Below are 17120 nucleotides of genomic sequence, written 5' to 3' on the forward strand. Positions count from 1 at the left end.
GTCAGGTGCCGTCCTTCCGGGCGGGATACATGTCCTGGTGGGCGACGCCGAGCACGACCATCAGGTTGCGCAGCGCGACCGGGTTCATCCCGGCGTCCAGCAGCCAGGAGGCGTCCCTGGCGGTCACCGCACGCCCTTCCGGCCCGGTCAGCCGGTACCCGTCGAGGACGGTCTCCGGCGACTCCAGGTAGCGCGCGAGCAGGCCCGGCGTGTGCTCCAGCTCCCGTGCGAGCCGGTTGAGCGCGACGATGCTCATGCGGCCACCTCGAAGGCGGCGATGCCGATCCCGACCGTCCAGGCGGGCATCGGGCGGTATGCCAGTACCCGGGCCGGGCCGCCCGCCGCGCTCGCCGCGATGAGCCACGTGCGGATCTCCAGCGCGCCGTTCCCGGCCTCGTCCAGGATCGTGGCGTCGTCCCAGGCGAGGATCTCCCCGGCGTCGCCCCGCTCCAGCAGGCCCAGCAGCCGGCCGTCGAACTCGGCGTTGATGTCGCCGAAGCGGGGCAGCCCGACCCAGTGCGACAGGCCGCCGGTGCCGATCACGCCGACCCGGGCGTCGCCGGGCAGGGCATGCACCGCCTCCCGCAGCGCCGCGCCGAGTTCCGCGCAGCGGCGCAGCGTCGGCAGCGGCGGGGTGTTGCAGTTGACGAACAGCGGCACCACCCCGGCGGCCGCGGCCGCCGGGAGCTTGGCCAGCGGGACCGTAAAGCTGTGGTCGAGCGCCATGGTGTGCGAGCGCGCGAGGTCGAACCCTCTCGCGGTGAGGTCCGCGAGCAGCGCCTCCCCGATGGCGGGACGGCCGGCGACGGTTCCACCGGGGTTGCCGAACTCCGCCCAGCCCTCGTGCTCATCGGCCAGGCCGAGGCAGAAGGCCGGATAGTTCTCCAGCCCGAACGTCTCGTAATGGTCGGTGGCGACCAGGATGACGGCGTCCAGGCGGGCGGCGGCGATCTCGGCGTCGAGCGTCCGCCACGCCTCGTGCAGTTCCCCGGAGATCTCCGGGTCGGCGCCGGGGTTCTTGACGATCGCGCCGACGTGCGAGGTCGCCGCGGCGAACGCGAGCCGTCCCATCACTCCTCCTCCTTGCCGGTGAGCAGGCGGATGTCGTCGGGGTGCGCGGCGCCGCGCCGCACCACGTCGGTGGCCTGGAGCCGGCCGCACGACGGGCAGGAGTAGGCGCGCAGTTCGAGACCCTCGTCCAGGCGCGTGGCATGGCTGAAGGCGTGCACGTCACGGCTGGTTCGGAGCGCCGCGCGGGGCCGCCAGGGCTCCTCGACCGGCGACAGGACGCACCCGCACGCGCACGCGATCCAGCGGGACCCGCCGGCCTCGACCACTTCCAGACCGTCGCCCATCGGGTGGATCCGGATGCGCTCGCCCCGCGGCTGCTCCGGAAGGGGCCGGTCGGCGGGCTGCGTCCGGCGCTCGGCGCGCAGGCCCTCGCGGCGCGCGGCGGTGGCGGCGTCGTCGACCCGGCCGTCCGCCGCCAGTTCCACCCCGTAGAGGCGGGCGGCGGCGTCCGGGGTGACGGCCCCGAAGTCCAGGTCGGCCTGGACGGACGCGGCGGGCCGGTCGAGCGGATCGCCCCAGCCGCCCCCCGCCTGCGGCACGGTGGCCAGGACGTCGTCGTCGCCGAGCTGGTAGAGCCCCTGCCGGCCCCGCATGACGGGCCGCTCGCCGGACAGCTCCGCGACCGCCGGGACCACCCCGGCGGCCAGCCGCGCCTTGACGTCGCTGCCGTGCACGACGGTGCGGGTGTTCTGCGCGCCCGGGTAGCCGCCGAAGATGCCCGTCGAATTGGGCACCTCCCAGCCGTGCGCGGAGTTCAGCGCGGTGACGTCCCGGCCGCCGTGCACGGTGTAGACCGCGCCCATGCTCATGCCGCCGCGGTGGCGGCCCGCGCCGCCGGAGTCCGCGACCAGGCCGCGCCACAGGTACAGCAGCGGGGCGTCCATCTCGACGGCCTCGACATTGGAGATCTTCTGCCGCTCGATGTTGTGCTGGCCCTGCGTCCAGGCGCCGTCGCGGTGCGCGTAGGCGGCGCCGCCGGTGGCGAGGCAGTCCATGATCACGTACGTCTGCCGGGCGCCGTTCTCGCCCGCGCCGGTGAGGACGAACTTGTCCGGCCCGCCCGCAGGGCCCGCCTGCGCCTCGCGCAGCAGCTCATCGGAGCACGCCGCGAGCTTGGACAGGCACTCCAGCGCCGTCATCTCGACGAGCCAGCCCGCCTCCAGCGCACCGCCGCTGACGGCCGCCGGACGCGCCGCGTTGCAGATCAGCCCCTCGGGGCACTCGACCTCGACCGGCTGGAACAGCCCCTCGTTCCACGGCGCGTCGAACGCCAGCGTCGGCAGCAGCGCCGCCGCGATCCCGGCCATCATCCCCGAGTGGGCGCAGTTGATGTACCCCTTGGCCTGCGGGGACGACGCGGAGAAGTCGAAGTGCAGGGTGTCGCCGCGCTTGGTCAGTACCAGGTCGACCTCGTAGGTCGCGTTCTCCGACGACTGGGCGAGGCCGCCGTCGTTGTCGAGGAAGGCACGAGAGCGCAGCCGGGCGTCGGGCAGGAGCGCGAGCCGGTTGCGCAGCCGCCGCTCGGACAGGCCGATGAGGTTGGCCATCACGGTCCGGACCGTCGCCGCGCCGTACCTCTCGGCCAGCGCAGTCATCGCCCGGACCGCGGTGTTGTTCGCGCCGATCAGCGCCCGCAGATCCAGATTGACGGTCGGCGCCATGCGGGTGTGGCCGAGGATCAGGTTCCACACGTCCGTGCGGACCTCGCCGCCGTCGACGAGCTTGGTCGGCGGCATCTGCAGACCCTCCTGGTAGGAGTCGGTCGCGTCGATGCAGAAGCTGCCCGGCGTCATGCCGCCGACGTCCACCATGTGGCACATCGCGCCGGTCCAGGCGAGCAGCTCGCCGTCGAAGAAGATCGGCGCGATAAGGCCGACGTCCTGGGCATGGACGGTGCCCTTCCACGGGTCGTTCACGATGAACATGTCACCGGGATTGATACCGGGCGACTCGGCGCAGTCGCTGATGACCGAGCGCGTGATCGCCGCCATGGACGAGGCGTGCGACAGGATCGTGCGCCCCATCGCGGCGACCGACCCGTCCGGCAGGTAGAGGCCGACGTTGTAGTCGCTGGCCTCCACCACATGGGTGGACCCGGAGATGGCCGCCAGCGTCGCGCCCTGCTCATCGGTGATGGCCAGCAGCCGATGCCGGATCACCTCGAAGGTGATCGGGTCGATGGCGTCGGTGGTCGTCACGCCTCCCCCTTGCAGTCGATGACGAGGTTGCTGTGGTGGTCGACGGCCAGCGACTGGTTCGGGCCGAGCACGACGGTCGTGCCGGCGAACTCCAAGATCGCGGGACCGTGCAGGGCGGCGCCGCCACCGAGGCCCTCGCCGCGGTAGACGCGGGTGGCGATCCGGCCGGTCTCGGGGAAATGCACCTCGCGCTCGCCGATCAGGGCGGCGTCGGGGTCGGCGGCGCCCGGGTACCGTCCCGCCCGGACGTCGGTGATCTTCACCCGTCCCTCGACGCGCAGCGTGTGGATCTCCACGCCCGCCTCCAACAGGGCGGTGCCCGCGCCGTAGATCCGCTCGTAGGCCGTGCGGAAGTCCTCGATCAGCCCGCGCAGGACGCCGGTCGTGACCGGGCCGTCGGGAACGGCGAGCGGCAGCTCGTGCGACTGCCGGCGGAACTTCAGATACGCCACCCGCGAGAGCCGGACGCGCGGGTCGTCGTCCAGATCAGTCCGGCACTGGGCGGCCAGCGCGTCCAGGGTGGCGGAGATGGCCTCGGCGTCCAGGTGGACGGCCGGATCCGGGACGCCGGGCGGGGTGCGGTGAACCTCCGTCGTCTGCACCGCGCGGTACCGGTCGGAGGTGACGGCACCATAGGCGGAATGGACCGTCGACGTCGGCGGGACGACCAGCGTCGCGATCCCCGCGGCCTCGGTATAGGCGTAGGCATGAGTGGGGCCCGCCCCGCCATAGGCGTAGACGACGAAGTCCCGCGGATCGTGGCCCTGCTCGACCGTCACCTTCCGCAACAGGTCGGCCATCTGGTTGTCGGCGACCTTCCGGATACCGGCCGCCGCCTCCTCCACGCTCAGCCCGAGCGGGTCGGCGACATGCACGCGGATCGCCTTCTCCGCGAGCGCGCGGTCCAGCGGCATCTGCCCGCCCAGGAAGCGGGCCGGGTCGATGATGCCCAGCACCACGTCGGCGTCGGTCACGGTCGGACGGTCGCCGCCGCGCCCGTAGCAGGCCGGGCCGGGCACCGACCCCGCGCTCTCCGGACCGACGACGAGCACGCCCGACTCGTCCACGGCCGCCAGCGACCCACCGCCCGCGCCGATCGCGGTCACCTTGATCCGCGGCAGCGCCAGATGCAGATCCCCGACCTCGCTGACCCGCTCCACCAGCGGCTCGCCGCCGATGATCAGGCCGACGTCGAAGCTGGTCCCGCCCATGTCCGAGGTGATCACGTTGCGGTGCCCGAGCCGCGCGGCCAGCGCCGTCGAGGCCAGCACGCCCCCCGCGGGCCCGGAGGTGAGCATCGACGCCGCCCGGCGCGCCGCGTCCTCGGCGCGCATGACGCCACCGCCCGAATCCATGATCGAGAAGTCACCGGTGAACCCCGCCGCGCGCAGCCGCCCCTCCAGGTTCGCGACGTAGTCGCGGATGACCGGCCCGAGGTAGCTGTTGACGACCGTCGTGGCCGACCGCTCGTACTCGCCGATCACCGGCGCGACCTCGTGCGACAGCGTCGCGTACGCCTCCGGCCACTCCGCAGCGATGATCTCGGCGACCCGCTCCTCGTGCGCGCCGTTCACGAACGACCACAGGAAAGAGACCGCCAGCGCCCGCACGCCCTCGTCCCGCAACCGGCGCAACGCCGCGCGCACCTCGTCCTCGTCCAGCGCGACGACATGTTCGCCGCCGGCGTCGGTCCGCTCGGTGATCTCCACGATCCGCGACCGCGCCACGATCGGGTCCGGGTTGCGGCGGGCGCTGTAGTGCCCGGTGCGGGCGCCCATGCCGACCCAGGACGTCATCGACCGCTGGATGAGCATGGTGTCGCCGAAACCGCGGGTCGTGAGCAGCGCGGTCGGCGCGCCCTTGCGCTCGATCAGCGCGTTGGTCGCCGCGGTGGTCCCGTGCGCGAAGTAGACGACGGCGCCACAGAAGCCCGGAAGGTCCAGCCCGTAGGACTCGGCGGCCAGCCGCAGGGCGTTCACCACACCCTCCGAGCGGTCGTCCGGAGTCGTCGGCGACTTGAACAACCGCGGCGGGCGCCCGTCCCGCAGGACGACGAGGTCGGTGAACGTCCCGCCCACGTCCGTCCCCACGAAGAACCGCGGGCTGGAACCAGATGAACTGTCCACGCTCTCCCCACAGAGTCGACGAAAACGTCAGCGCAAACACGACATGCCGTCGATATGACGACCGTGTAGCGCCGTGGATGACACTCTGCGAGGTGGCCCGCCTCACACACAACGCCCCAGTCCGCACAGCGGACTGGGGCGGGGACCTGCGGAAACACCGCCGACACAGGGAGTCGGCCAGAATCTCGACGCCATAGCCGACCCGCTGGGCGAAACCGCCGGAGGCCGCAAGCGCCCGAGGTCTCGCCGCGCCGTCATCACCAACGCAAACGACACGAGCAGCGGCACAACCAGCGCGACTTCACCCAACCAAGCCCGCAGCACAGCCCTCTTCAGCTCACCCGCGAGCTGAGTGCGGTCAAGCCTCCCCCGCTGGAAAGGGGCCGGACTCAGTTGCCAAGGAGTGCAGGCGTGCAGCGTGGTCGCTCTGCGTTGGCCCGCACCGATGCAGCACCTTGTGAGGTGCCGCCCTTCCTACAGGCCGGTACGGGTCTGGCAGGCGTCTTTGGCGTAGGTGACGTCGCGGATGCGGTGCCGAGCCTCGATCTTCTAGTGGCCGCGATTCCACGCGGCCCTCAGCGGGCCTGGCACGATGAGCAGGCACCCTGGTAACGCGTCGACGGTCACGCTCGTCCTTCCATATCGGAATGATCGCTATCGCAATACGGGTGTTCTCGTGGCCCGGCCAAAGCCAGATCGCTAAGACGGGGCCGCTGGGGGTCTTCTCAGCGGGTGCGGCGGGGTCGGTTTCGGCGGTGACGCGGGCGAAGGTCTGTTCGCCGAGCTTGACGTAGAAACCGACCCCAGGCCTAAGCCGACAAGCTGGCTGCACACCAAGCGGTCACGCTACGCACCAAGACCCTGCCAGAGGACCTCTGGCGGGGTCTTTCCACACCACTACGTCCTCACCGGCGATGACGTCCTCATCCTCAACTTGAGTGATCGTTCACTCTCCGGCACGGGGCCGGAGGAGGCCACGGTTCCGGGTGGCGAGTGGGAGGGGTTCAGCTGCAGACCACTCAGGGCCACCGCAGGAGCGACAGTTCGCAGCTGAGGCCGGGCCCAAAGGCCATCAGGACGCCCCATGTGCCCGTGGGCGGGTTGGCGGTGTGCACGTGGTGGAGGGCGTGAATGACGGTGGCGCCGACCATGTTGCCGGTGCGGGCCAGAACGTCGTAGGAGACTTCGAACGCGTCGTGGTCGAGGCCGAGGCCGCGTGCGACGTGCTGGAGGATCTTGGCGCTGCCGGGGTGGCAGATCCATGCTCCGATGTCGGTGGTATTCAGGCTGTGGGGGGACAGGAGGCTGCTGACCGTTGCGGGTGCGGCTTGCTCGAAGGCTTCCGCGGTGCCGGGTTCCAGGAAGGTGCGCAGGCCCTGATCTTCGACGTGCCAGCCCACCATGTGCTGGGTCCCGGGGATGAAGGAGCTGTGGGTGTCCAGGATGCGCGGACCTGTCGGGTGGGTGCCGGCGCGGTGCGCCCCGGCCATCACGATCACGCCGCAGCCGTCGCCGAACAGAGCGGTTTCCACGATGCGGGTCAGGGTCATCGGTGAGGTACCGAGCAGGAAGCAGGGCAGATCGCACACGACACCGACCGCTAGGTGATCGGGGTGGCCGCGCAGGTGGTCGTGCATCCTCCCGGTCATCGCAGCACCGCCCGCGCAGCCGGCGGGCGGCATGCCGATGCGCCGCACGTCGGTGCGCAGCCCCAGGGCGGTGGCGATCTCCACGTCCACGTGGGGTGCAGTCAGGGTGGTGTAGGCCGTGGTGGCCAGCATGTCGACCTGGTTCGGGGGGATCGTCAGGTCGTCGAGTGCGCTGCGGATCGCGGTCACGCTCTGCTCGATCACCGCCTGCCGCTGTTGCGTCAGCGCCTGCGTGAAGGAACGCCGTCCGAGCTGTTCCAGTGGGAGGCTCGTGTGGCGGGTGCGGACGCCGGAGTTGGTGAACATCCGGCGGATCACGCCGTCGCTGCACGGCGAGCGTCCGGTGTCGGCGATCAGGCGCTTGACCGCGGCGATGACCTCGGCGTTGTCGTACCGGTGAGGTGGAAGATCGACGCGGGCGTGAAGTACCTGGCTCCAGCCGGATGCGGGCACGGGAGTCCTCGCTGTCTGTCACTCATGGGGCGCTCTGGCTGCGGCGGAGCTTGACGGAGGGATTTCGCAGAAGCTGTAGGGCGTGGTGGTGTACCGGCCGCCATGCGTGCGGGCGGCGGGCCGAGGCCGGCCATGGGTCACAGGATGTGGGAGGTCTGGCGGCGGGCGAGGCCGTCGGTGATGGCTTCGGCGTGGCGGTCGAGTCTGGTCAGGCGGTTGATGCCGGCAGGAATGGCCGGAGACAGGCCGGACAGGCGGGTGATCTGGCGCAGGTACCAGGGCGCGACGAGGATCTCCGCGGTGTTGGTGACGATGGCCCGGTAGACGGCGTCGGCGACCTGCTGGGCGGTGCAGGTGGGGGCCCAGGGGGGCAGCGGAACCGGCTGGCGGGTGACCATGCCGGCGTCACGGACGAAGGTCGGGCAGATGACCGAGACGCCGATGCCGTGGGAAGCCAGGTCGGCGCGGATGGCGTGGGCGAAGCCGCGAAGGCCGTGTTTGGTGCTGCAGTACAGCGACATGCGCGGAAGGGGGATCCTGCCGCCCAGTGAGCTCATGAAGACGATGTGCCCGCCGCCTTGGCGGGCCATCTGCTCGGCGGCGATGCGCGCCATCCTCATGGGGGCGCGCAGGTTGACCGCCACGAAGGCGTCGATCTCCTCGAGGGTGGCGTCGGCCAGGCTGACGGGGCCGGAGATGCCTGCGTTGGCGACCAGGATGTCGATCGGTCCGGCCTGTTGCATCAGTGCGGCGAAGTCGCCGTCGGCGGTGATGTCGGCGGTGATGGCCGGGCAGTCCAGTTCGTCGGCCAGGCGGGTGAGGGTGTCGGAGTTTCGGCCGGTGAGCACGGGACGGACGCCTCGGGCGGTGAACGTGTGGGCGATGACCTGGCCGAGCCCTCCAGTGGCGCCGGTGACGAGGGCGGTCTTTCCAGTCGGTCGCATGGGTGTGCCCTTCGCGCGCTGTAGGTGATCAACAAGGCGACCTATAGTCACCAATAGTAGTTAATCAACTTCGAAGCGTACCAACGCTGAAATTTCCGGCAGGTGTGGCCGTAGTGCGCGTGTCATCTCACGAGGCAGATAGTGCAGGTCGATGCAACGTGAGCCGGCGTCCGGTGCGGCCGGCATGGCCAGTGTTCAGCGTCGCCGGTGTTCCCCGGTCTCAGCACGACCAGTGAAGGGAAGCAACCGCATGACCACGCATCAGGCCTCGCCCGCTTCCGGCACCTCACCGGCCCGTCCTGTACCCGGCCCGAGCCGGTGGGACCCGCGGACGTGGCACGCGCTGCTGCTGCGGATCGAGCAGTTCGAATGGGCGTTTGAGCGCTACGGCGACATCGCCGGCGTATGGACGCCGAACTTCGGGCCGTTGGTGATGCTGCGTGACGCGGACATGATCACCGGTGCGCTGGCCGCCGAACCAGGGCTGGCCTCCTTCAACGCGCGCCCCAACGCCATCCTGTGGGGTCCGCGGTCGCTGTTCGGGCAGGAAGGAGCCGAACACCAGCGGCTGCGTACATTGCTGCTGCCCGGCTTGGGGCACAAGGCAGTCGGACGGTATCGGGCCGACATCGCCGCGCTCGCCGAGCAGATGGTCGACTCCTTCCCGCCCGCGGGGACCCCCTTCCCGTTGCTGGCACATGTTCAGCGGCCGGTGCTGTACGCGACACTGCGCCACCTGTTCGGCCTGGACGATCGTGCGATGCGCGCCTGGCTGCCGCCGATCCGCGCCCTGCTGCGGGCGGGGATGTCGCAGCGGACAGCGGTGCGATTCGCGCTACGGCGGGCCGGAGCGATGCGGGTATGGCCGGCGTTTCATCAGGCGCGCGCCGCCTGCGGGGCCCTGGTGCAGCAGGAGATCGACCGCCGCAGACAGTGCGGCGACCTGGGCGACGACATCCTGGGCGTGCTGATGAAGGCGCGCACACCCCAGGGGGCACGGCTGACCGATCCGGCCCTGATCGACCAGTCGATCACCTTGATGGCCGCCGGGCACGTCACCAACAGCCTGGCCATCGCCTGGTCGGTGGAACGAGTGATCCGGCACCCACAGGTACTGGAACGGCTGGCCGACGAGGCGACGGCCGCGGACAGCGACGCGTACGCCACCGCGGTGGCCAGCGAGGCGATGCGCCAGCGCCCTCCCGCCGTGGCCGCGCCCCTGGGCGTCACCCGGCAACCTCTCACCCTGGGCGGCTACCGGGTCGAGACCGGGACCGGGATCCTGGTGGCCATCCGGTCGCTGCACCACAACCCGAGATACTTCCCTGACCCGCACCTGTTCCAGCCCGAACGGTTCCTCGACGACCGCCCCGCGCGCAACACCTGGATGCCGTTCGGCGTCGGGCCGAGGCTGTGCATCGGCCGGCACCTTGCCATGCTGCAGGCCACCACCTTCCTGCAGGTAATGGCACGCCGCGTCGTCCTGCGACCCGTCGAGACACGCGAGGAACCCCTCCACCGGATCGTCATCAACAATCACCCGGCCCACGGCTGCATGGTCACCACCGAACCACGCACCACAGCCCGGCGCCCCCCGCACCAGCCACCCCCGCGTCCCGGCCGCCGCGGCCCCGCCGCGGACACCTGCCCGGCCGCCTCATCGGACGGACCGGCCGCCGCCCCGCCCGAGTCCGCGCCCGAGGGTTCCTGCGGCCTTGAGCCATGAACCCGCAGCGATACGCGCGAGTGACGGCGGTCGCCGCACATTTCCCCCAGACCGTGGTGAGCACCCCCGAGTTCGAAGAACGACTCGCCGCCCGCAACCCGGGGCTGCGGGTACCCCGCGGCGTCATCCAGCGCGTCACCGGAGTGCGGTACCGGCATCTGGCCGACCCGGGCATGATGCCGTCCGATCTCGCCGTAGCCGCGGCCCGCGATCTGCTGGAGCGGGCCGGGCGGCGACCCACCGACCTCGATCTGATCATCTACGCGGGCGTCGGCCTCGACGCGATCGAACCGGCCACCGCCCACATGGTCGCCGCCAAGCTCGGCGCCAGCTGCCCAGTGTTCGACGTGCGCAACGCCTGCAGCAGCGTGCTGAACGCCATCGAGGTGGCCGAGGCGCTCATCCTCACCGAGCGCTGTCAGACCGTCCTGGTCGCCTGCGGTGAACGGGGCAGCGAGGCCATCCGCTGGGATCTGGCATCCGCCGACGAGTTCACCGCCGCGATCCCGTCCTACACCGTCTCCGACTCCGGCGCCGCACTCTTGGTGGAGGCCAGCAGCACTCCGGGCATCCTCGGCCGCCACACCCTGGCCGTCTCCAACTCCTACCAGGCAGCCATCGTGCCGCTGGTCCGCACCGGCTCATGCAACTGGCAGATCGGCCGCTTCAGCGTCGATTCCCTACGGCTGGCCGCCGTGGTGCTGAAGCTCGACCCCGCCGTCTGGGAGAAACCCCTCACCGAGCACGGGGTCGGCTGGAACGACATGGCCGCGATCTGCCTGCACCAGACCTCCCGGCCCGCGTTGCAGACCTTCTGCCGGCACGCCGGCATCCCCACCGACAAGGTCGAGACCACCATCACCGACCACGGCAACCTCGTGGCGGCCACCCTGGCGGCCCAGCTGGCCGCCGCCACCACCGCAGGCCGCGTCCAACCCGGCGATCTCATCGCCCTGGTCGGACTGGCCAGCGGTATCAGCGGCGGCACCCTGCTCATGCGCTGGTGAACGAGCACCGGACAAGAGCGGCCCAGACCACAAAGGCAGATCCCATGCTCCGACCGCCCCGGCCCGCGAACCCTGGCGGCGCACTGCGTGCCCGGTACCGTGAACCTCGCGCAACCCCCGACACGCTCATGCCGCTGAGCCCGCTCGCCCCATCCCTCACCGCAGTCCGGCCAAGCGGCCCGACATACCGCGCCAAAAGTGCCCGACCCAACGACAGGCGGTGTTGACTCATGGACTCAGTACCAGCCAACTGCGGCGACCGCTTCATGCTTCTCCTCAGCCCGATGGACGAAGAGAACTGCAACATCGGCGCCGCTATCCGCTTCAATGGACCGCTCCCTGCCCACGACCATTTCCGCCAACTCGCCAACGCGGCCATCGCCGCCGTTCCCGCCCTCCGCTACCGCCTGACCGGCCCGCTGCCCACCGCACAATGGACCCCGCTCGAAGAACTCGACCCCGACCGTCACATCGAATACCACCGCATCCCACCAGGCGCCAACCTCTACGACGCCGTAATGCGGGCCCGGTGCACCCTCCTGCCGAAAGACCAGCCATTGTGGAGGGCGCACATCATCCACGGTTACAGCACCGACGAGTACACGCTGTGCTATCAGGCCCACCACGCATTCCAGGACGGCATGAGCGCCGTCGCGACCCTCCGGGCCACGCTGACCGGCCGCCCACTGCAACCCCCCACCCTCACCCGGCACCCCGGACGATCCACGCTCTGCGGCGCCCTGCGCACCCTCGCCGCACAGCGCCCCTACCCGACCGACCCGCGCTGGCGGCCCCCCGCCACCACCACCAACATCCCGCTGCTGGACGTCGCCGACCTCGACCCGAACATCCTGCACGAGGTCGCCGAACGCACCGGATCCACCATCGCCCACGTCACGCTCGCCGCGGTCGCCGGCGCCCTGCACGACTGGAACCCCACCCGGCAGGGCAAACCGCGTGACTGGCGCCGCCGCAACATCTACCTCAGCGTCCCGACCGGCTTCGGCAATGGACGCCGAAACGGCGCCCTGGGAAACCATTCCTGCATCGTTTCCCTCACCCTGCCCGGTGGTGACCCATCGCCGTACCGGCGGCTCCAAGCCATCCGGGAAGGGCTGACCCTGCAACACATCGTCCACGCTCGTAGAAACCAAGCCTTCATCGAAAGGCTCGGGTTCCTGCCCGCCCTCATAGCCGCGTCCGCACTCGCGTTCGCAGCGCCGCTAGTGGCTCCGGGGCTCGTCACTTTCACCATGCTCCCCACCCAGACAATCGATATCCCCGGGGCGATCGACCTGTTCGCCGTCCCCCCACTTCCCTTCCACGCCGGCGCCGACTTCATCGCCCTGCACACCAGCACCGGAGTCAACGTCGCCTGCGCAATGAACGCCGACCTCCCCGACGTCGGCCAGATCCCCACCCTTATCCAGCACGCGCTCGACGAACTCCACTCCGCGCTAGGCGGTTGAACGCACTCTCGGCGAATCACCGTCCCCAAGAAATTCTTCGGGAGCCGGGTCAGCCGGTCGTCCTCGACCTCCAGCAGCCCGCCCAACTCGGCAACCTGTTCCCCGCTCTGGCCGATCACTTGTGCAGTTGGAGCTGACCGAGGTGTTCGAGGACGAGCACGAGCGAAATGCCGGTGATCAACATGGCGTTCGGGGCCCTGCTGGAAGGAGGAGTCGCCGGAACCGCGCTTGCCGCTGCGTGGCGACATGGGCCAGACGCCCGCGATCATCACCATCGCGCTGGACGGCGCGCATCCGGCCGACGTCGACCCCACCACCGGCGAAGGGCTGCTGGAACAGAGGACCGGTGGCGGGCAGCACGCTGCGCCGTGCTGGTGCCGGCCCGCGTCGTCGCCGGAGTGCTCACCGCAGCGGAAGTAGAGCCACTGGCCGAAGCGGTCCGCAACTCCCTGGGGGTGCTCGCCTCAGCGAACTGCGGAGGCTGTGGCGGTGGGCGCAGTCCTTGGCCGATGGAGACCAGGAGGGAAGGTTGGCCGCAAGTGGCTCGTCGGTTCGTTGCGGTCCGGTGAGGCTGCCCGCCTGAGGTGGTCAGGGGTGGTGGGTGGTGAAGGCGTTGATCGCGGCGCGGGCTTCGGGGCTTTGGATGACCTGAACCTGGTTGGCGGACTCGGCGTCCAAGGCCTCGGCGAATGTGGACCGCCATGTCCGGTTCAGCATGCGTTTCGTGCCGGCCAGCGCGGGCGCGGACAGGTCGTGCAGGCGGCCGGCCAGCTCGGCCGCCGTCCCGTCCAGGCTATCCGCCGGGACGACCTGTGTGATCATGCCCATGTCGAGCGCCGCCGGGGCGCCGACGCGCCGGCCCAGCAGGCACAGTTCGCGGGCCCGCCGCTCCCCCACCAGCCTGGGCAGCAGCCAGCTCGCGCCGCTGTCGACCGACAGGCCGCGATGGACGAACAGCTGCGCGAAGTAGGCGTCCTCGGCGGCGAGGACGAAGTCGCAGGCCAGCGCGAGGTTCGCGCCCGCCCCTGCGGCGGGGCCGCCGACCTTCGCGATCGTCGGGACGGGCAGCTCGCGCATCGCCAGCACGCACCGGTTCGAGACGGCGATGCGGTCGGGCAGCGAATCGGGGTCGTCGAGGAGGCCGGTGACGTCCGAGCCGCCGCAGAAGGAGCCGCCCGCGCCGGTGATGATCACAACGCGGGTGTCCCCCAGGTCGGTGAGGATCTCCCCCAGTGCGCTCCACATCGCGTCGGTCATGGCGTTGCGCTTGGCGGGACGGTTCAGCGTGATCTCGGTGATGCCGCCGTCGCGGGTGACGTCGACGCTCATCGCCGCGCCGCCGGACGGTCGCCGCCGCCGCCGTCCAGGGTCCGCGCGACGATCTCCTTCATGATCTCGTTCGTGCCACCGAAGATCGTCTGGATCCTGGCGTCCAGGTAGGCCCTGGCGATCGGGAACTCGCGCATGAACCCGTAGCCTCCGTGCAGTTGCAGGCAGCGGTTGACGACCGTCTGCTGCAGTTCGGTCGTCCAGTACTTGGCCTTGGCCGCGTCCTCGGCCGTCAGCTCGCCCCGGCCGTGGGCCTCGATGAGGGCGTCGACGAAGGTCTGCCCGACGTCGACCTGAACGGCGAGGTCGGCGAGGGTGAACCGGGTGTTCTGGTGCGCCATCAGCGGCCGTCCGAACGCCTCGCGCTGCTTGCAGTACTCGACCGTCCAGGAGAGGGCGGCGCGGGCGGCCGAGATCGCCGACACCGCGAGGCCCAGCCGTTCCTGGGCGAGGTTCCGCATCAGGATGGAGAAGCCCTCGCCCACGCCGCCGAGGAGGTTCGCGGCGGGGACGCGTGCGTCGGAGAAGAACAGCTCCGCCGTGTCCTGGCTGCGCAGCCCGATCTTGTCCAGGTGGCGCCCGCGGGTGAAGCCGGGCGTGCCGTCCTCCACGACCAGGAGGCTGATCCCCTTGTGGCGTTGCGCGGGGTCGGTGCGGGCGGCCAGGATCACGAGGTCGGCGTTGAGGCCGTTGGTGACGAACGTCTTGGCGCCGTTGACGACGTAGTCGTCGCCGTCCAGGCGGGCGCTCGTGGCCAGCGCCGCGAGGTCCGAGCCCGCGCCCGGCTCGGTCATGGAGATCGCGCCCATCCGCTCGCCGGTCACCATCCCCGGCAGCCAGCGCCGCTTCTGCCGCTCGTCGGCGAAGTGCAGCAGGTACGGCAGGACCACGTCGTTGTGCAGCGTGATGCACATGCCCGACCCGATCACGTTGGCCCGCTGCAGTTCCTCGCCGATGACGGCGTTGAACCGGAAGTCGTCCGTGCCGAGCCCGCCGTACTCCGGCGGGACCGCCATCGCGAGGTATCCGGCCTCGCCCGCCGCGGTGAACATCTCGCGGTCCACCCGCCCGGCCTCCTCCCACCGGTCGTGGTGCGGGAGGATCTCGGCCGCGACGAAGGAGCGGAAGCTCTGCCGGAAGTCCTCGTGGACGTCGTCGTAGAGGCGTCTGCGCACGGTTCCTCCGTTCATCGCGCGGTCCAGCCGCCGTCCACGGCGATGGTCTGGCCCGTGATGAAGCCGCCCGCGTCACCGGCCAGCAGCAGCAGCGGCCCGTCGAGCTCGGCCAGCCGGCCGGGACGGCGCATCGGCGTGTTGCGCCGGAGCCATCGCATCGCCTTCTCGTCGGCGAACATCTCTTCGGTCAGCTCGCTGGGGAACCAGCCGGGCGCGATGGCGTTGACGCGGATGCCCTCGTCCGCCCATTCCGCGCCGAGCTGGCGCGTGAGGTTGACCACCCCGCCCTTGGCCGCGCAGTAGGCCGCCTGCGTGACCGGCCACGAGGCCCCGAGGCCGAGGATCGAGGCGATGTTGACGATGGAGCCGCCCCGGCCCCGCATGGCCTGCGCGGCGTGGACGCTCATCTCGAACGTGGCGGTCAGGTCCACGTCGAGCGTGCGCCGGAACTCCTTGGCGGTCAGGTCGAAGGCGGGTACCGGGTCGCCGAAGCCGGCCGCGTTGACCAGGATGTGCGGGCCGCCGAGTTCGGCCGCCCGCTCGACGACGCGTTCGCAGTCGGCGGTCGAGGTGACGTCGCACGCCTGGGCCACGATCCTGTCGTCCGCCGCGGCCAGCTCCCGCAGCTTCGGCTCGCGGCGTGCGGCGGCGACGACGAGGGCGCCCGCCCCGGTCAGGACGCCGCACATGTGCCGCCCGATGCCGCTGGACGCGCCGGTGACGATCGCGACCCGCCCGTCCAGGGCGAACAGGCCGCTCATGACAGGCGCTCGATGATCGTCGCGTTGGCCATGCCGCCGCCCTCGCACATGGTCTGCAGCCCGTACCGGCCGCCGGTGCGCTCCAGCTCGTGCAGCAGGGTCGTCATCAGCTTGGCGCCGGACGCGCCGAGCGGATGGCCCAGCGAGATGCCGCCGCCGTTGACGTTGAGCCGCTCCATGCCGGCGCCGAGCTCGCGCTGCCACGCGAGGACGACCGGCGCGAACGCCTCGTTGACCTCGAACAGGGCGATGTCGTCCACGGTCAGGCCGGTCCTGGCGAGGACGTCACGGGTGGCGGGGATGGGCGCGGTGAGCATGTCGACGGGGTCGTCGCCCACCACCGCCATGCCCCTGATCGCCGCGCGCGGCGTCAGGCCGAGGCGTTCGGCGGCGGTGTCGCTCATGACGAGGACGGCGGCGGCGCCGTCCACGATCTGCGAGGAGTTCCCGGCGGTCACCCGCCCGTCGGGGACGAACGCGGGCTTGAGCCCGCTCAGCGCCTCCGCCGAGGTGGCGCGGATGCACTCGTCCTCGGTGAGCGGCGCGCCGCCCGGCGCGGTGACCTCACCGGTCTCGCGGTCGCGGACCTTGCGCGCCACCGGGACGATCTCGCGGCGGAACCGTCCCTCGGCGGTCGCGGTCGCCGCACGCTCCTGGCTGCGCAGGCCGTAGGCGTCGAGCTCCTCACGGGTCAGGTTCCAGCGGTCCACGATCAGCTCGGCGGAGATCCCCTGCGGGACGAGCCCGGACGTCCCATAGGAGACGCGGCCGGCGTACCGGGCCTGGACCTCGTCCCCGTACACGGCCCGGATGTCGCCGCCGGGGGCGTTGGAGAACATCGGCACGGTGCTCATGCACTCCACGCCGGCGGCGACGACCACGTCCATGAAGCCGGACGCCACGGCCTGCGCCGCGAAGTGGACGGCCTGCTGGGACGAGCCGCACTGGCGGTCCACGGTCGTCCCCGGCACTCCGGCGGGCCACCCGGCCGCGAGGACGGCGTTCCGCGCGATGTTGGTGCTCTGCGGCCCCACCTGGGTCACGCAGCCCATGATCACGTCGTTGACGGCGGCGGGGTCGATCCCGGCGCGGGCGGCGAGGGCCTTGAGCGTCTCGGCGGCCAGTTCGGCGGGATGCCACCCTGACAGCGACCCGCCCCTCTTGCCCGCGGGGGTACGGACGGCCTCCACGATGACGGGAGTCGGCACGGCA

General features: G+C 71.1%; 14 protein-coding genes. 4 read left to right on the forward strand and 10 right to left on the reverse strand.

Going from position 1 to position 17120, the window contains the following annotated elements:
- Window position 1: 1 nt before the first annotated feature.
- From ACH34S_RS12190 to ACH34S_RS12215, 6 genes are all read right to left on the reverse strand, one after another.
- The gene (locus tag ACH34S_RS12190; RefSeq protein WP_395952652.1) at window positions 2-256 is read right to left on the reverse strand and encodes a hypothetical protein; all 255 of its coding nucleotides are present in this window, start codon (window positions 254-256) and stop codon (window positions 2-4) included.
- Window positions 253-1071: a hypothetical protein gene (locus tag ACH34S_RS12195; protein ID WP_395952653.1), complete on the reverse strand. Its 819-nt coding sequence runs from the start codon at window positions 1069-1071 to the stop codon at window positions 253-255. The genes ACH34S_RS12190 and ACH34S_RS12195 overlap by 4 nt, the downstream gene beginning before the upstream one ends.
- The gene (locus tag ACH34S_RS12200) at window positions 1071-3269 is read right to left on the reverse strand and encodes a hydantoinase B/oxoprolinase family protein (RefSeq protein WP_395952655.1); all 2199 of its coding nucleotides are present in this window, start codon (window positions 3267-3269) and stop codon (window positions 1071-1073) included. Before ACH34S_RS12200 ends, ACH34S_RS12195 begins: the two co-directional genes overlap by 1 nt.
- Complete coding sequence (locus ACH34S_RS12205) at window positions 3266-5395, reverse strand: hydantoinase/oxoprolinase family protein (protein WP_395952656.1); 2130 nt, start codon at window positions 5393-5395, stop codon at window positions 3266-3268. Before ACH34S_RS12205 ends, ACH34S_RS12200 begins: the two co-directional genes overlap by 4 nt.
- A gap of 1019 nt (window positions 5396-6414) precedes the next feature.
- The gene (locus tag ACH34S_RS12210) at window positions 6415-7497 is read right to left on the reverse strand and encodes a type III polyketide synthase (protein ID WP_395952657.1); all 1083 of its coding nucleotides are present in this window, start codon (window positions 7495-7497) and stop codon (window positions 6415-6417) included.
- 137 nt (window positions 7498-7634) lie between these two features.
- Window positions 7635-8441: an SDR family NAD(P)-dependent oxidoreductase gene (locus tag ACH34S_RS12215; RefSeq protein WP_395952658.1), complete on the reverse strand. Its 807-nt coding sequence runs from the start codon at window positions 8439-8441 to the stop codon at window positions 7635-7637.
- Window positions 8442-8691: 250 nt separating this feature from the next.
- Between ACH34S_RS12215 and ACH34S_RS12220 the strand changes: the two genes are divergently transcribed.
- From ACH34S_RS12220 to ACH34S_RS12235, 4 genes are all read left to right on the forward strand, one after another.
- Entirely contained in the window at window positions 8692-10167 is a 1476-nt protein-coding gene (locus ACH34S_RS12220) for a cytochrome P450 (protein WP_395952659.1), read from the forward strand.
- Entirely contained in the window at window positions 10164-11174 is a 1011-nt protein-coding gene (locus ACH34S_RS12225; RefSeq protein ID WP_395952660.1) for a 3-oxoacyl-ACP synthase III family protein, read from the forward strand. Before ACH34S_RS12220 ends, ACH34S_RS12225 begins: the two co-directional genes overlap by 4 nt.
- Before the next feature lie 230 nt (window positions 11175-11404).
- Entirely contained in the window at window positions 11405-12643 is a 1239-nt protein-coding gene (locus tag ACH34S_RS12230) for a wax ester/triacylglycerol synthase domain-containing protein (protein WP_395952661.1), read from the forward strand.
- Window positions 12644-12871: 228 nt separating this feature from the next.
- Window positions 12872-13063, forward strand: a complete 192-nt coding sequence (locus tag ACH34S_RS12235) for a hypothetical protein (RefSeq protein WP_395952662.1) — start codon at window positions 12872-12874, stop codon at window positions 13061-13063.
- A 168-nt stretch (window positions 13064-13231) separates the two neighbouring features.
- On the opposite strand, the gene ACH34S_RS12240 is transcribed toward ACH34S_RS12235, so the two are convergent.
- Genes ACH34S_RS12240 through ACH34S_RS12255 form a run of 4 tightly spaced genes read right to left on the reverse strand, consistent with a single transcriptional unit; the run spans window position 13232 to window position 17116 of the window.
- Window positions 13232-13972 carry an enoyl-CoA hydratase/isomerase family protein gene (locus tag ACH34S_RS12240; RefSeq protein WP_395952663.1) on the reverse strand — a complete coding sequence of 247 codons (741 nt, stop codon included), beginning with the start codon at window positions 13970-13972 and terminating at the stop codon, window positions 13232-13234.
- On the reverse strand, window positions 13969-15147 hold the full coding sequence (locus tag ACH34S_RS12245) for an acyl-CoA dehydrogenase family protein (RefSeq protein WP_395952664.1): 1179 nt from the start codon (window positions 15145-15147) through the stop codon (window positions 13969-13971). The genes ACH34S_RS12240 and ACH34S_RS12245 overlap by 4 nt, the downstream gene beginning before the upstream one ends.
- Window positions 15148-15158: 11 nt before the next feature.
- Window positions 15159-15908 (reverse strand): SDR family NAD(P)-dependent oxidoreductase, encoded by a 750-nt coding sequence (locus ACH34S_RS12250; protein ID WP_395952665.1) that lies wholly within the window; start codon window positions 15906-15908, stop codon window positions 15159-15161.
- A complete protein-coding gene (locus tag ACH34S_RS12255; RefSeq protein ID WP_395952666.1) occupies window positions 15905-17116 on the reverse strand; it encodes a thiolase family protein in 1212 nt (403 codons plus the stop codon). The genes ACH34S_RS12250 and ACH34S_RS12255 overlap by 4 nt, the downstream gene beginning before the upstream one ends.
- Window positions 17117-17120: the final 4 nt, after the last annotated feature.

The sequence above is a fragment of the Actinomadura sp. 3N508 genome, assembly GCF_044326375.1.
Taxonomy (GTDB): domain Bacteria; phylum Actinomycetota; class Actinomycetes; order Streptosporangiales; family Streptosporangiaceae; genus Spirillospora.

Coding starts and splice junctions, on each gene's coding strand:
- ACH34S_RS12190 (WP_395952652.1), bottom strand. CDS start 256: ATGAGCATCGTCGCGCTCAACCGGCTCGCACGGGAGCTGGAGCACACG.
- ACH34S_RS12195 (WP_395952653.1), bottom strand. CDS start 1,071: ATGGGACGGCTCGCGTTCGCCGCGGCGACCTCGCACGTCGGCGCGATC.
- ACH34S_RS12215 (WP_395952658.1), bottom strand. CDS start 8,441: ATGCGACCGACTGGAAAGACCGCCCTCGTCACCGGCGCCACTGGAGGG.
- ACH34S_RS12220 (WP_395952659.1), top strand. CDS start 8,692: ATGACCACGCATCAGGCCTCGCCCGCTTCCGGCACCTCACCGGCCCGT.
- ACH34S_RS12225 (WP_395952660.1), top strand. CDS start 10,164: ATGAACCCGCAGCGATACGCGCGAGTGACGGCGGTCGCCGCACATTTC.
- ACH34S_RS12230 (WP_395952661.1), top strand. CDS start 11,405: ATGGACTCAGTACCAGCCAACTGCGGCGACCGCTTCATGCTTCTCCTC.
- ACH34S_RS12240 (WP_395952663.1), bottom strand. CDS start 13,972: ATGAGCGTCGACGTCACCCGCGACGGCGGCATCACCGAGATCACGCTG.
- ACH34S_RS12250 (WP_395952665.1), bottom strand. CDS start 15,908: ATGAGCGGCCTGTTCGCCCTGGACGGGCGGGTCGCGATCGTCACCGGC.